12 protein-coding genes are annotated in these 13,488 nt (G+C 58.4%); 4 read left to right on the forward strand and 8 right to left on the reverse strand.

Annotated features, from left to right (window positions below):
- Positions 1–24 precede the first annotated feature (24 nt).
- On the reverse strand, positions 25–675 hold the full coding sequence (gene adk, locus KBP52_RS12850; protein WP_008078383.1) for an adenylate kinase: 651 nt from the start codon (positions 673–675) through the stop codon (positions 25–27).
- A 300-nt stretch (positions 676–975) separates the two neighbouring features.
- A complete protein-coding gene (gene ppc, locus KBP52_RS12855) occupies positions 976–3,606 on the reverse strand; it encodes a phosphoenolpyruvate carboxylase (protein WP_212622885.1) in 2,631 nt (876 codons plus the stop codon).
- 213 nt (positions 3,607–3,819) lie between these two features.
- On the opposite strand from ppc, the gene KBP52_RS12860 reads away from it, so the two are divergent.
- The 4 genes from KBP52_RS12860 (at position 3,820) to KBP52_RS12875 (ending at position 7,237) form a co-directional block, all read left to right on the forward strand.
- Positions 3,820–4,164 (forward strand): pilin assembly protein, encoded by a 345-nt coding sequence (locus tag KBP52_RS12860; RefSeq protein WP_122843232.1) that lies wholly within the window; start codon positions 3,820–3,822, stop codon positions 4,162–4,164.
- Between the two features lie 375 nt (positions 4,165–4,539).
- On the forward strand, positions 4,540–4,944 hold the full coding sequence (locus KBP52_RS12865) for a DUF4398 domain-containing protein (protein ID WP_034154861.1): 405 nt from the start codon (positions 4,540–4,542) through the stop codon (positions 4,942–4,944).
- 54 nt (positions 4,945–4,998) lie between these two features.
- Entirely contained in the window at positions 4,999–5,787 is a 789-nt protein-coding gene (locus KBP52_RS12870) for an OmpA family protein (protein WP_212622886.1), read from the forward strand.
- Positions 5,788–6,014: 227 nt separating this feature from the next.
- Positions 6,015–7,237, forward strand: a protein-coding gene (locus KBP52_RS12875) for an IS3 family transposase (RefSeq protein ID WP_212620801.1) whose coding sequence is annotated in 2 segments (ribosomal slippage) — positions 6,015–6,366 and positions 6,366–7,237 — 1,224 coding nt in all. Because the reading frame shifts where the segments join, the coding sequence is not laid out codon by codon here.
- 431 nt (positions 7,238–7,668) lie between these two features.
- Here KBP52_RS12875 and KBP52_RS12880 read toward each other — a convergent pair.
- The 6 genes from KBP52_RS12880 to lysS all read right to left on the reverse strand — a co-directional run bounded on the left by KBP52_RS12880 (position 7,669) and on the right by lysS (position 13,386).
- The gene (locus KBP52_RS12880) at positions 7,669–7,998 is read right to left on the reverse strand and encodes a hypothetical protein (RefSeq protein WP_034154859.1); all 330 of its coding nucleotides are present in this window, start codon (positions 7,996–7,998) and stop codon (positions 7,669–7,671) included.
- Positions 7,995–8,900 carry an alpha/beta hydrolase gene (locus KBP52_RS12885; protein ID WP_212622887.1) on the reverse strand — a complete coding sequence of 302 codons (906 nt, stop codon included), beginning with the start codon at positions 8,898–8,900 and terminating at the stop codon, positions 7,995–7,997. Before KBP52_RS12885 ends, KBP52_RS12880 begins: the two co-directional genes overlap by 4 nt.
- Positions 8,901–9,052: 152 nt before the next feature.
- A complete protein-coding gene (locus KBP52_RS12890) occupies positions 9,053–10,303 on the reverse strand; it encodes a flavohemoglobin expression-modulating QEGLA motif protein (protein WP_176091693.1) in 1,251 nt (416 codons plus the stop codon).
- 51 nt (positions 10,304–10,354) lie between these two features.
- Positions 10,355–10,909: a hypothetical protein gene (locus KBP52_RS12895; protein WP_212622888.1), complete on the reverse strand. Its 555-nt coding sequence runs from the start codon at positions 10,907–10,909 to the stop codon at positions 10,355–10,357.
- Positions 10,910–11,064: 155 nt separating this feature from the next.
- Complete coding sequence (locus KBP52_RS12900) at positions 11,065–11,778, reverse strand: TetR family transcriptional regulator (RefSeq protein WP_077571286.1); 714 nt, start codon at positions 11,776–11,778, stop codon at positions 11,065–11,067.
- A 105-nt stretch (positions 11,779–11,883) separates the two neighbouring features.
- Positions 11,884–13,386 carry a lysine--tRNA ligase gene (lysS, locus tag KBP52_RS12905; protein ID WP_064120555.1) on the reverse strand — a complete coding sequence of 501 codons (1,503 nt, stop codon included), beginning with the start codon at positions 13,384–13,386 and terminating at the stop codon, positions 11,884–11,886.
- Positions 13,387–13,488: the final 102 nt, after the last annotated feature.

Consider the following 13,488-nt stretch of genomic DNA (forward strand, 5'->3'; position numbering starts at 1 on the left):
GGATGATGCTGCGGTTCAGACTTTTCAGCTCAGCGCGGCCAGCACCTTGGCGGTGATCGCATCGACCGAACCAACGCCCGGGATGTGGCTGTACTTCGGCTTGCCAGCGTTTTTCGCGGACAGGCTCTGATAGAACTCCACCAGCGGCTTGGTCTGCGAGTGGTAGACCGACAGGCGATGACGCACGGTTTCTTCGGTGTCGTCCTTGCGCTGTACCAGTTCTTCGCCAGTGATGTCGTCTTTGCCGGCGATTTTCGGCGGGTTGTAGACGATGTGGTAAACGCGGCCGCTGGCTTCGTGAACACGACGGCCGGCGATGCGTTGCACGATTTCTTCGTCTTCAACAGCGATTTCAACCACAGCATCCAGCTCAACGCCGGCAGTCACCAGTGCTTCAGCCTGCGGAATGGTGCGCGGGAAACCGTCGAACAGGAAACCGTTGGCGCAGTCTGGCTGAGCGATACGGTCCTGAACCAGTGCGATGATCAGGTCATCCGACACCAGGCCGCCGGCATCCATGATGCTCTTGGCTTGTACGCCCAGCGGAGTACCGGCCTTGACCGCTGCACGCAGCATGTCGCCAGTGGAAATTTGTGGAATGCCGAATTTTTCGGTGATGAACTTAGCCTGAGTACCTTTACCGGCCCCGGGAGCTCCCAGCAGAATGACGCGCATTAGATGTGCTCCTCAATTTTTTTATAAAAAGCTTTTACAAAACAAAGGATTCGCCGCTTGGGACGAATCCTGAAAATACGGGTCGTGGCCGCACAAACGGCCAAAGGCTGATCAAGATACACAGCAGGCTGCGCCCACACAAGACGCCAAAAGTCGGAGAAACCGACGCCCCCCGCGACCTTGCGACGCGGTAACCCAAGTCGCAACCCCATCATTAACTGTCGCCTGGCGGCACTTCCCCCCGTCAGGCAAAGCGGCATCCGGCGTTTGTGTCCGGTGCCGCGTGCCACGACAAAAACGTTAGCCGGTATTTCGCAAACCGGCGGCAATCCCCGCCACAGACACCAGCAACGCCTGTTCCACCGGGCTGCCCTGCTCGACATCCTGCTGTCGCGAGCGGGCCAGCAACTCGGCCTGCAATAGATGCAGCGGGTCGAGGTAGGTGTTGCGCAAGCGGATGAATTCAAGGGTGTCCGGGCTATGTGCCAGCAGTTGCGACTGCCCGGTCAGACCGAGCACCACGGTGCACGCCTGCGACAATAGGTCGCGTAACTGCGCGCCCAACGGCAGCAAGTCCGGCTCGACGAGACGCTGATCGTAGGACAGCGCGATATCCGCGTCAGCCTTGGCCAGGACCATTTCGAGCATGTCGATACGGGTGCGGAAGAACGGCCACTGTTCGCGCATCTGCCCGAGCAACTCGCCTTCGCCACGCTCCAGCGCTTTGCTCAGCGCCGATTCCCAACCGAGCCACGCTGGCAGCATCAGCCGCGTTTGCGTCCAGCCGAAGATCCACGGGATCGCCCGCAGGCTTTCGATACCGCCGGCCCGACGTTTGGCCGGGCGACTGCCGAGCGGCAAACGTCCCAATTCCTGCTCCGGGGTGGACTGACGGAAGTACTCGACGAATTGCGGATTTTCCCGCACGACCTGGCGATAAGCACTGACTCCGTCAGCGGCCAATTCATCCATCAGATGGCGCCATTCTGGTGTTGGCGGTGGTGGCGGCAACAGCGTTGCTTCAAGCACTGCCGCCAGATACAGATTGAGGTTTTGCTCGGCGATGTCTGGCAGGCCGAATTTGAATCGAATCATTTCGCCCTGCTCGGTGGTGCGGAAACGCCCCGCCACCGACCCCGGTGGCTGCGACAGAATCGCCGCATGCGCCGGGCCACCGCCACGGCCCACGGTGCCGCCGCGACCATGGAACAGGAGTAGTTCGACTTGCTGCTCGCGGCAGATCTCCACCAAGCGTTCCTGCGCGCGATATTGCGCCCACGCTGCCGCCGTTGTGCCGGCGTCCTTGGCCGAATCGGAGTAGCCGATCATCACTTCCTGCGGGCCTTGCAGCCGTGCGCGATAACCCGGCAGCAGCAACAGCCGCTCCATCACCGGCCCGGCGTTATCGAGGTCGGCGAGGGTTTCGAACAGCGGCACCACGCGCATCGGCCGCAACACGCCGGACTCTTTGAGCAGCAGTTGCACGGCGAGCACATCAGAAGCGGCACCGGCCATGGAGATCACGTAGGAACCGAGCGACGCACCCGGTGCGGCGGCGATTTCCTTGCAGGTGTTGAGCACTTCGGCGGTATCAGCTGACGGTTTGAAATGTGCCGGCAGCAGTGGTCGACGATTACTCAGCTCGCGGGTCAGGAAGGCGATCCGCTGTTCTTCGTCCCAGTCTTCATAACGACCGAGACCGAGGTAATCGGTGATTTCGGTCATCGCCGAGCTGTGCCGCGAGGAGTCCTGACGCACATCCAGACGTACAAGGAACAGGCCGAAGGTCACCGCACGACGCAAGCAATCAAGCAACGGGCCGTCAGCAATCACGCCCATGCCGCATTCGTGCAGCGAGTTGAAACACAGCTCCAGCGGATCGAGCAGATCGCGGTTGTTGTGCAATACATCGGCCGGCGCTGGCGTCGGTGCGGTCAGCGCAGCGTGTGCCCAGTTGCGCGTCGCGCGCAAGCGTTCGCGCAGTTGTTTGAGCACCGCGCGATAGGGTTCAGCGCTGTCACCGGCCTTGGCTTTGAGGGCATCACTGGCCTGCTGCATCGACAGTTCAGCGGCGAGATGATCGACATCACGCAGGTACAAATCGGCGGCCATCCAGCGCGCCAACAGCAACACTTCACGAGTCACGGCTGCGGTGACATTGGGGTTGCCGTCACGGTCGCCGCCCATCCACGACGCGAAGCGAATCGGCGCCGCTTCCAATGGTAGACGCAGGCCGGTCGCTTCATGCAAAGCCTTGTCAGCCTTGCGCATATGGTTGGGGATCGCTTGCCACAGCGAATGCTCGATCACTGCGAAACCCCATTTGGCTTCATCGACCGGCGTCGGCCGCGTGCGGCGGATTTCTTCGGTGTGCCAGGCTTCGGCGATCAGCCGTTGCAGGGTGTTTTGAATTTGTTCGCGTTCGGCGCTGGTCAGGTCGCGATGATCTTGCGCGGCGAGTTGCGCGGCGATCGCGTCGTACTTCTGGATCAGCGTGCGTCGCGCCACTTCGGTCGGGTGCGCGGTCAGCACCAGTTCGATTTCCAGGCGTGCCAGTTGCCGGGCCAACGACTCGGCACTGTGGCCTTCGTTGCGCAAACGGGCGAGCAATTCCGGCAGTACACGGGATTCGAACGGCGCCGGCTGCGATTCTTCGCGGCGATGGATCAACTGATACTGCTCGGCGATGTTCGCCAGGTTGAGAAACTGGTTGAACGCCCGCGCTACCGGGAGCAATTCGTCCTCGCTCAATTGATTGAGGCTGGCGCTCAGTTCTGCGTCCATCGAGCCACGCCGGTCAGCCTTGGCGCCCTTGCGGATCTGCTCGATCTTGTCGAGGAATGCCTCGCCGTATTGGTCTCGAATGGTGTTGCCCAACAGCTCTCCGAGCAGGTGAACGTCTTCGCGCAAGCGTGCATCAATATCGGTCATCAGCAATTCCCCAGCAGTAATCCGGACGGCTTAGAAACGAGTGCATGACCTAGAGAGTGCCGCTCTACGACGCTTCTTACAAGCAGCCGACGAAGGGACGTTAAACCTTGCGGGCGAAAGCTAGTCTCAACAGTAAGCCGTACAACGGCTTGCCGCCGGCGCTGCCGGACACTCACCCAGGCCTGCCATGAGCAGGCGCGAAATGAGGTCATCATGAAAATTCGTGAACTCGCCCAGCATTGGGAAGAAAACGCCAAGGGTCGCCTGACCGACACTGGCTACACGATTCATCTGGACGTCGAAGCCGCTGCGCGTCTGGCAGCGATTGCCGAGATGTACCCCAAACGGCATGCCGAAGAACTGCTCGGTGAACTGATTGGCGCAGCCCTTGAAGAGTTTGAAGCGAGCCTGCCGTATGTGAAGGGTTCGACGGTAGTGGCGACCGATGAGGAAGGTGATCCGTTGTATGAGGATGTTGGGCCTACGCCGCGGTTTCTGGCGCTTTCGCGTCGGCATTTGCATGACCTCTCGGCGGCTGAGGGCAAGCAAAAACACTGACACCATGCAGATCAAACTGTAGGAGTGAGCCTGCTCGCGATAGCGGTTTTTCATTCAACATTTTTGTTGTCTGACACGACGCATCGCGAGCAGGCTCACTCCTACAGGGATCGTATTCAAGCTGAAAATCGATGTGTTTTCGGCGTCTTGAAAACCCGCGCGTACCACTCTCTGCCGCCAAAGTTCCCGCTCTAGAGCCTTGTCCATTCGGTCAAAGTTTTTTTTGGCGATAGGCCATCTTTTCTGAACTTTTGAAAAATCCCGCCGGTCGGAACCTGTAACCACGCCTGGAACGAGCGTTTCAAAAACGCGCTTTCACACGTCGCTTGCGGCTCCTCGACCAGGATGGATTCAGATGTTTTCAGGAGATGCCTAATGGAGTTGAAGACCATGAAAAACCAAACCTCGTTTACCCACCTGCGCGGTCTGAAACTGGCGGCTCTGGCCATCGGCACCAGCTTCGTACTGGCCGGTTGCGCTGGTAACCCACCGACCGAGCAATACGCCGTAACCCAATCGGCCGTGAACAGCGCGGTCAGCGCCGGCGGTACCGAGTTCGCTGCGGTTGAGATGAAGCAGGCGCAGGACAAGCTGAAACAAGCCGAAATCGCCATGCACGACAAGAAGTATGACGAGGCTCGCACCCTGTCCGAGCAAGCCGAGTGGGACGCTCGCGTAGCCGAACGCAAAGCTCAGGCCGCCAAGGCTGAACAAGCCGTGAAGGATTCCCAGAAAGGTGTTCAGGAACTGCGTCAGGAAAGTCAGCGCACCGTGCAGTAAGCGCGCATCCCGACCGCAAAGCTGAATCTCTTATCGATAGAAAGGACGAAAATTATGCGTAAGCAACTGATGATCCCCGCTCTCCTCGCCGCAAGCGTTGCCTTGGCTGCCTGCTCCACTCCGCCTAACCCGAATCTGGAAAACGCGCGCACCAACTACGCCGGCCTGCAAGCCAACCCACAGGCGAGCAAAGTCGCAGCACTGGAAACCAAAGACGCCAGCGACTACCTGGACAAGGCCGACAAGGCTTATCTGGACAAGCAAGACGCCGCCAAGGTTGACCAACTGGCCTACCTGACCAACCAGCGCGTGGAAGTGGCCAAGCAGACCATCGCCCTGCGCACCGCTGAAAACAATCTGAAGAACGCTGCAGCCCAACGTGCCCAGGCGCGTCTGGATGCCCGTGACCAGCAGATCAAACAGCTGCAGGACAGCCTCAACGCCAAGCAGACCGATCGCGGTACGCTGGTGACCTTCGGTGACGTACTGTTCGCCACCGACCGTGCCGACCTGAAATCCAGCGGTCTGGTCAACATCAACAAACTGGCGCAATTCCTTCAGGAAAACCCGGATCGCAAAGTGATCGTCGAGGGCTACACCGACAGCACCGGGACCGCCAGCCACAACCAGTCGCTGTCTGAGCGTCGCGCCAACTCCGTGCGCACCGCACTGGTGAAAATGGGCGTTGATCCAGCGCGCATCGTCACTCAAGGCTACGGCAAGGAATACCCGGTTGCCGAGAACGGCAGTGTTTCCGGCCGTGCGATGAACCGTCGTGTGGAAGTGACCATTTCCAACGACAACCAGCCGGTTGTACCTCGTTCGGCGGTAAGCTCGAACTAAGCGCCCTGCAGTAACGCAAAAGCCCCGCCTGAGCGATCAGGCGGGGCTTTTTTTGTGAGGCTGAAATGGTGGCCCCTCACCCCAGCCCTCTCCCGAGGGAGAGGGAGCCGATTTGTGGTGCTTTCAGAATTTGTGTTCGACACGATGGATCAGGCGGGGCTTTTTTGTGCGGGCTGCCTCGTCCTAAATAAGGTTTACACCTTCTGGCTTCTTATCAGGAGGGTGCAATGGAGACGGGCGAAAAGCGGAGTCAGCGCGATTACACACTGACTTTTAAATTGTCGGTTGTCGATCAGGTCGAAAAAGGCGAGTTGAGTTATAAAGAGGCTCAACGGCGCTATGGGATTCAAGGCCGGTCGACGGTTCTGGTTTGGTTACGCAAGCATGGTCGGCAGGATTGGAGCCAAGGCGCCTCCATTCGCTCTCAGAGGACTCGACCGATGGACGAGCCAACTTTGCCGCTGACGCCTGAGCAGAGAATCAAAGAGCTTGAAGAACAATTGGCGCTGGCCAATCAGAAAGCCAAATTTTTTGAAGACGTGGTCGATGTTCTGAAGAATGACTATGGCGTATCCGTTGTAAAAAAGCGGCCAGGCAAGTCGTTGCGCAAACCCAAACCCTGAGTGTCAGCAGGGCTTGCCAGTTTATGGGAATAAGTCGCCAAGCCTATTACAAGCGAGATCGGGCTTACCGATCCAGGCTTGAGCAAGACCAGAAGCTCATCAAGTTTGTGCATGAGATCCGCTTACGTCAGCCCTGCATCGGTACTCGTAAGTTACATTCGATGATGCATGCCAAACGCGAGAGACAAGAACTGCATGTTGGAAGGGATCGTCTATTCGATGTTTTGCGCGATCATCGACAACTGGTACGTAGAAAACGGGCCTATCACAAGACGACTGACAGCCATCATCGTTTTCGCTGCCATCCCAACCTCCTGAAACCTGGCCCGCATCAAGTGATTGCGACCGGCCCAGAACAAGTCTGGGTAGCAGATATCACCTACATCCCCACACGAGAAGGATCTGTTTACTTGAGTTTGGTGACAGATGCTTACTCGAGAAAAATTGTCGGCTTTCACGTACATGACAGCCTGCACGCCAAATCCGTGGCTCAAGCCTTCCGAAAGGCGCTAAAAGAGCGCCGAACAAAGCAACGACTGGTGCATCACTCGGATCGAGGCGCACAGTACTGCTCTGATCTTTACCAGAAGCTGCACGCCAAACATGACGTCACTTGCTCAATGACCGATGGCTACGATTGCTACCAAAACGCTCTCGCAGAGCGGGTTAACGGCATTCTGAAAACAGAGCTGCTGCTCTACAGGCCAGAAAATCTAGAACAGGCTGAACAGATGGTGCGGGAGGCTATTACGATCTACAACCAAGAGCGGCCGCACCTTTCCTTAAAATACAAAACGCCCGATGCGGTGCATCGGGCGTTAGGGTGAATAGGTGTAAACCTATTTCAGGACTAGACAGGCTGAAATCGCGGCCCCTCACCCCAGCCCTCTCCCGAGGGAGAGGGAGCCGATTTGTGGTGCTTTCAGAATTTGTGTTCGACACGATGGATCAGGCGGAGCTTTTTTGTGCGGGCTGAAATCGCGGCCCCTCACCCCAGCCCTCTCCCGAGGGAGAGGGAGCCGATTTGTGGTGCTTTCAGAATTTGTGCTCGCCACGATGGATCAGGCTGGGCTTTTTTGTGCGGGCTGAAATCGCGGCCCCTCACCCCAGCCCTCTCACGAGGGAGAGGGAGCCGATTTGTGGTGTTTTCAGAATTTGTGTTCGACACGATGGATCAGGTCGGCGTAACTCGAAAGACAACTCGGTCAGTCCCCTCTCCCTCTGGGAGAGGGTTAGGGTGAGGGCTGGTCCTGCAGAATCACTGCTCGAGCTTCTGCGGGGTCTCTTCGCCCATGCAGCGCACCGCTTTTTTCTGCGCGTTGATCAACACACCGGTCAAACCTTTCTGCTCGGTATCGAACAACACCAGCACGCCATCGATGCACTGCGCCACTTGCGGCGCCGGGTCCAGTGAGACTTTGTAATCCTCACCCGGCACCGTCTTGAGCATGGTGAATTCGTTGAGCAGCAACGCATCCTCAGGTTTGGCGAAGTGCAGGTAGCCGTAGTACCACAGCGCCCCGACGGTGCCGAGGATGCTGCAGATACCGGTGATGATCAGCGGGATGGCGTTGCGTTCTTCAGTCATTGCGGACTCTCATCGTCAGAATTCGGGGGTGTCGGGTAATTGGGGATTTCGCCGAGGCGGCGCAGGCCGTTGAAATGCTCGGGGTCGTCAAGGTAGCGCAGCATCACCTGACGCCAGACCGGGTCGCCGAAGGTCTGCACATGACCGCCTCGGGTCAGTTGCAGCACGCGCGGTGGCGGCGCAGCTTGATACAGACGAATGCCGTTGGAAAGCGGGACCAGCGGATCATCGATGCTGTGAAAGATCAGTTTCGGCACACCGTTCAGCTGCGGCATCGAGTTGATCGCGCTGTCGCTGTCCGGCACCAGCCACGACAACGGCACCTGGAACGGCCAGGTCAGCCACGAGGTGCTCAGCGCATATTGGCCAACGCTGCGGTAACTGGCGGGCACGCCGTCGAGGACCAAAGCCTTGAGCTGCTTTTGTCTTTCGGGATGTTGTACCAGCCAATGCACCGCCATCGAACCGCCGAGGCTTTGTCCGAGCAGAATCAGCGGCTTGCCTTTGACCTCCGGCGCTTTGTCCAGCCAGGCAAATGCGGTGTCGATGTCCTGATAGATCGCCGGCAAACTCGGCTCGCCCTCGGACAAGCCATAACCGCGATAGTCAACCAGCAACACTTGATAGCCGTTTTTCGGCAACCACCAACTGCCGCCGAGATGCATCGGCAGATTGCCGCCGTTGCCGTGCAGATGCAGGACGGTGCCTTTGACCTCGACGCCGGGTTTGGCCGGCAGCCACCAGGCATTGAGCTTCAAGCCATCCGCCGTGACCAGGGTGACGGTGCGGTATTCGAGTTTGGCTTTTTCCGGAGTGAATATCTGGCCCGGTTCGGGGTAGAACAACAAAGAGCTACAACCGCCGAGGGTCAGTAGCAGGCAGATGATGCCGAGGATTCTCATCCGGTGAAACCTCGCAAAAAATTCGGGTTGGAATACAGAACAAACCTGTAGGAGTGAGCCTGCTCGCGATAGCGGTGCATCAGTCGATATTAATGTTGATTGACACACCGCTATCGCGAGCAGGCTCACTCCTACAGGGGATTTTTTGTGGGTTAAAGGATATTGGAGTAATCCGCTTCGATCCGGTCCAGGCTCAAATGATTGAGGAAGTTGGAGAAGCACATCCACGCAGACAACGCGTTCAAATCGCGAAACTGGTCCGGCAGATACTTCGGCGGTACCACCAGCCCTTCATCCACCAGCTGGCGCAAGGTCCGCATGTCTTCCAGCGTGGTCTTGCCACAGAACAACAACGGAATCTGTTCAAGCTTGCCTTTACGCACGGCCAACTGAATGTAGTTGTAAACCATGATAAAGCCCTTGAGGTAGGACAAGTCTTTGGTGAATGGCAGACCGGTGGGCGTAGATCCACGGAAAACCCGACTGGCGTTGCCGTAACTTTCCGCCATCTCGAAGCCCTGCTCGCGGAAGAACTCGAAGATCTGCAAGAAGTCCGCGCCCTCCTCGACCATATGAATGGCGCGCGTGCGGTTGGTCAGTTTGCGCAGGCGGCTCGGGTAGGAGGCGAAGGTGATGATTTCCATCAGAATCGCCAGGCCTTCCTGAGTCACCGTCGACGACGGTGGGCCTTTGGACAGGAAGGTGCAGATCGGCTGGTTCAGCCCGTTGAGCGTAGTGCCCACATGGACCAGACCTTCGTGGACTTCCAGCGCGCGCACATCGCGATCGTTGAACATCGCGTCGGTGCGGATCTTGATGTAGTCGGCGCCCGCTGCGGCGTCAGCAACAATGCCGTCGGACTCGAACACGCGAATGGTTTCCTCGGCCTCACCGAAGACTTTGTTCAAACGGGTCTGCAGCAAGTGCACCGCGTCTTTGGCGGTAAGGATTTTCGGCTCATCCTTCAAGTCGCCACGGCCATCGATGTTGTTCAGGTAGTCGGACATCATCAGGCCGAGGTCGGCCAGGGTCGGGTCGCCGGCGTGGAAAGCATCGGAGGCGGCGCCGTACAGTTCTTGCGAGATCAGGCCGAAATCCTCGGTGCCGCGCGCTTCGAGCATGCGCACCACCATGCGGTATTCCTTGCACATGCGCCGCATGATCTGCCCGACCGGGTTGAACTGGCCGAGCTGGCGGGTGATGTCGCGCTCGATGTTCTGGAATTCCAGCTTGACCTTGCTCGAATCGAAACTCAGCGGCCGATTGAGGTAATAGTCGCGATCCACCGCCGGCATTTCCTTGCCTTTGGCCTTGAGGAAGCCCTTACGGATGTTCTCGTCCCACTTGACCGCGTCGAGTACGCGAATCGGCGTCTGCGCCAGCACAATGCGGTCGGACAACATACGTATCGTCTGCTGGTAATCGTCCACCCGAAACTCCTGTAGAAAACTGAATTATTTGGCGCGTGCCTGGCGCTGGTAGCGCACGGCTTCAACGAACACATCGGAATTGGCCGGATCGTCGAGGTAAGCAAAGACCTTGTCGAGGTTGCTGTCGACATGCACGCCGTCGCCATCGTCGGTCTGGAAGGCTTGACCGTCGAGGGCTTTCTGCTTGATCGCTTGATTGATCTGCTCGAGATCGAGGTTGTAGACCACCAGTTCGTGTTTGTCGGTGAGCTCGAAACCAGCGATGGTGAAGTGGCCACCGTACTGCGCCGGGACTTTCGCCGACAGATACCAGCGGCTGCCGTGGCGCGACACGGTGAACGGATAGGCTTCACGTTCGTGGGGTTTGGCCTTGAAGTACGTAACGGCCTGATAGCGATCGTTGCCCAACCGCGTCAGCTCAAGGTTCATCGGCTCGCCCCAGGCATTGGTGCTCGACCATTTGCCGAGCAGGCCCTTGGGCGCCGGGTCACTGGCGGTCAGCGGCTCCTTGAAGGTCACCAGACAGCCACTGAGCAGCAGGAACGACAAGGCGATCAGCACGCCACGCCAGGCTTTCATTCAATACTCCCTATGAACACACGGCCCTGAACATCGCCACATTACCCTGTGGGAGCGAGCCTGCTCGCGAAAGCGGTGTGTCAGGCAACAAAGATGTTGAATGTCAGACCGCATTCGCGAGCAGGCTCGCTCCCACAGGGTGAAGCAACAGCGGATTACACCGACGCGAGCACCAGGTGCATGTAGCGCGTCAGAATGCCGAGCATGTCCTCTTCGGCCAAAGGCTCGGCGTCGTTGAGCAGGCCCTGATATTCCATCCGTCCGATAATCGCCGTCAACACCTTGGCATCCTGTTGCGGTTCACGCGAGCCCAGCACCTGAAACAATTGGCAGGTGCCCTGCAGCAGAATCTGCTGATGCGAGCGCACCAGAATCGCCAGACGCGGGTTGAGCAACGCTTCCTGGCGGAATGCCTGTTCGGCCATCAAATGCTCGCGACGGTTAAGCAATTGCCGGTGAACATAGTCGGCCATCAACCGCGCGATATCGTCGGCCAGTTGCGAGCGCGACTCGGGGCTGCCGTCGCCACTGACGACCATTTCGCGCAGCAAACCTTCGTTGTTGATCCACAACTTGGCCATGTACGCCGCACTGCGCTCCACATACTGGGCGAAGGTATCGGTGAGCAGGTCATCGATGTCTTTGAAGTAATAGGTGGTCGCCGACAACGGCACACCGGCCTCGGCAGCCACGGCGCGGTGGCGCACGGCACGCACGCCGTCGCGCACGACAATGCGCATCGCCGCGTCGAGAATGTCCTGTCGACGCTGCTCGCTGCCCTGTCGGCTGGCCTTGCGGCCCTGGTACTGAACACTTTCAGCGACCGCAGTGGCGATACCCGCTGCACCCTCTTGAGCTATTGCACCCATCACGACAGAACTTCCTCTGCTATTGCGAAATTAACCAATTGATACATTTGTACCAGACAGGCAATAAAAAGCCGCCTGTTTTAGGCGGCTTTTCAACTGAAACGTTTACGCTTGCGGTCGCATGTGCGGGAACAGGATCACATCGCGGATCGACGGCGAGTTGGTCAACAACATCACCAGACGATCGATGCCGATGCCTTCACCGGCCGTTGGCGGCATGCCGTACTCCAGCGCGCGCACGAAGTCGGCGTCGTAGTGCATGGCTTCGTCGTCGCCAGCGTCCTTGTCGGCCACCTGCGCCATGAAGCGCTCGGCCTGGTCTTCTGCGTCGTTCAACTCGGAATAGGCGTTGGCGATTTCACGGCCACCGATGAACAGCTCGAAACGGTCAGTGACGTTCGGGTTGTCGTCGTTGCGACGCGCCAGCGGCGACACTTCGAACGGGTATTGAGTGATGAAGTGCGGCTGTTCCAGCTTGTGCTCGACCAGTTCTTCGAAAATCATCACCTGCAGCTTGCCCAGACCTTCGAAGCCCAGCACCTTGGCGCCGGCCTTCTTGGCGATGGCGCGCGCTTTGTCGATGTCGTTCAGATCATCGGCAGTCAGCTCAGGGTTGTACTTGAGAATCGAGTCGAACACCGACAGGCGCACGAACGGCTCGCCGAAGTGGAACACCTTGTCGCCGTAAGGCACGTCGGTGCTGCCCAGCACCAGCTGCGCCAATTCACGGAACAGTTCTTCGGTCAGGTCCATGTTGTCTTCGTAGTCGGCGTAAGCCTGGTAGAACTCCAACATGGTGAATTCTGGGTTGTGACGAGTCGAAACGCCTTCGTTACGGAAGTTGCGGTTGATCTCGAAAACCTTTTCAAAGCCACCGACCACCAGTCGCTTCAGATACAGCTCAGGCGCGATACGCAGGAACATTTCCATGTCCAGCGCGTTGTGGTGGGTTTCGAACGGCTTGGCCGCAGCGCCGCCAGGGATGGTCTGCAGCATCGGCGTTTCGACTTCGAGGAAGTCGCGCTTCATCAGGAAGCTGCGGATGTGCGCGATCACTTGCGAACGTACGCGGAAGGTCTGGCGCACTTCGTCGTTGACGATCAGGTCAACGTAGCGCTGACGGTAACGCTGTTCGGTGTCGGTCAGGCCGTGGTGCTTGTCCGGCAGCGGACGCAGCGATTTGGTCAGCAGACGCACGCTGGTCATTTCAACGTACAGGTCGCCCTTGCCGGAACGCGCCAGGGTGCCTTCGGCGGCAATGATGTCGCCCATGTCCCAGGTTTTCACCGCGGCCAGGGTGTCTTCCGACAGGGTTTTACGGTTGACGTAGACCTGGATGCGACCGGTCATGTCCTGAATCACCATGAACGAGCCACGGTTGAGCATGATGCGACCGGCAACCTTGACCGGGATTGCAGCCTCTGCCAGCTCTTCCTTGGTCTTGTCCGCGTACTTCTTCTGCAGATCTTCGCAGTAGTTTTCGCGGCGGAAGTCGTTCGGGAAGGCGTTGCCCTTGGCGCGCTCGGCAGCCAGCTTTTCCTTGCGCAGGGCGATCAGGGAGTTTTCTTCCTGTTGCAGGGCTTGCGGGTCGAGTTGTTGGTCGCTCATGTCTTTAGATATTCCATCAGGTTCGTTGCCCCCGGACTTTGCAGCCCGGGGATCGCCAGCAGGCTGGCTCCTACAGGGATCGGGTTAAATCAGCCGATCCTG

The organism is Pseudomonas sp. SCA2728.1_7, assembly GCF_018138145.1.
GTDB classification, from domain to species: domain Bacteria; phylum Pseudomonadota; class Gammaproteobacteria; order Pseudomonadales; family Pseudomonadaceae; genus Aquipseudomonas; species Aquipseudomonas koreensis_A.

Bases quoted from the DNA above. Each gene is read 5' to 3' on its own strand.
- adk (WP_008078383.1), bottom strand. From the start codon at position 675: ATGCGCGTCATTCTGCTGGGAGCTCCCGGGGCCGGTAAAGGTACTCAG.
- ppc (WP_212622885.1), bottom strand. From the start codon at position 3,606: ATGACCGATATTGATGCACGCTTGCGCGAAGACGTTCACCTGCTCGGA.
- KBP52_RS12860 (WP_122843232.1), top strand. From the start codon at position 3,820: ATGAAAATTCGTGAACTCGCCCAGCATTGGGAAGAAAACGCCAAGGGT.
- KBP52_RS12865 (WP_034154861.1), top strand. From the start codon at position 4,540: ATGGAGTTGAAGACCATGAAAAACCAAACCTCGTTTACCCACCTGCGC.
- KBP52_RS12870 (WP_212622886.1), top strand. From the start codon at position 4,999: ATGCGTAAGCAACTGATGATCCCCGCTCTCCTCGCCGCAAGCGTTGCC.
- KBP52_RS12880 (WP_034154859.1), bottom strand. From the start codon at position 7,998: ATGACTGAAGAACGCAACGCCATCCCGCTGATCATCACCGGTATCTGC.
- KBP52_RS12885 (WP_212622887.1), bottom strand. From the start codon at position 8,900: ATGAGAATCCTCGGCATCATCTGCCTGCTACTGACCCTCGGCGGTTGT.
- KBP52_RS12890 (WP_176091693.1), bottom strand. From the start codon at position 10,303: ATGTTGTCCGACCGCATTGTGCTGGCGCAGACGCCGATTCGCGTACTC.
- KBP52_RS12895 (WP_212622888.1), bottom strand. From the start codon at position 10,909: ATGAAAGCCTGGCGTGGCGTGCTGATCGCCTTGTCGTTCCTGCTGCTC.
- KBP52_RS12900 (WP_077571286.1), bottom strand. From the start codon at position 11,778: ATGGGTGCAATAGCTCAAGAGGGTGCAGCGGGTATCGCCACTGCGGTC.
- lysS (WP_064120555.1), bottom strand. From the start codon at position 13,386: ATGAGCGACCAACAACTCGACCCGCAAGCCCTGCAACAGGAAGAAAAC.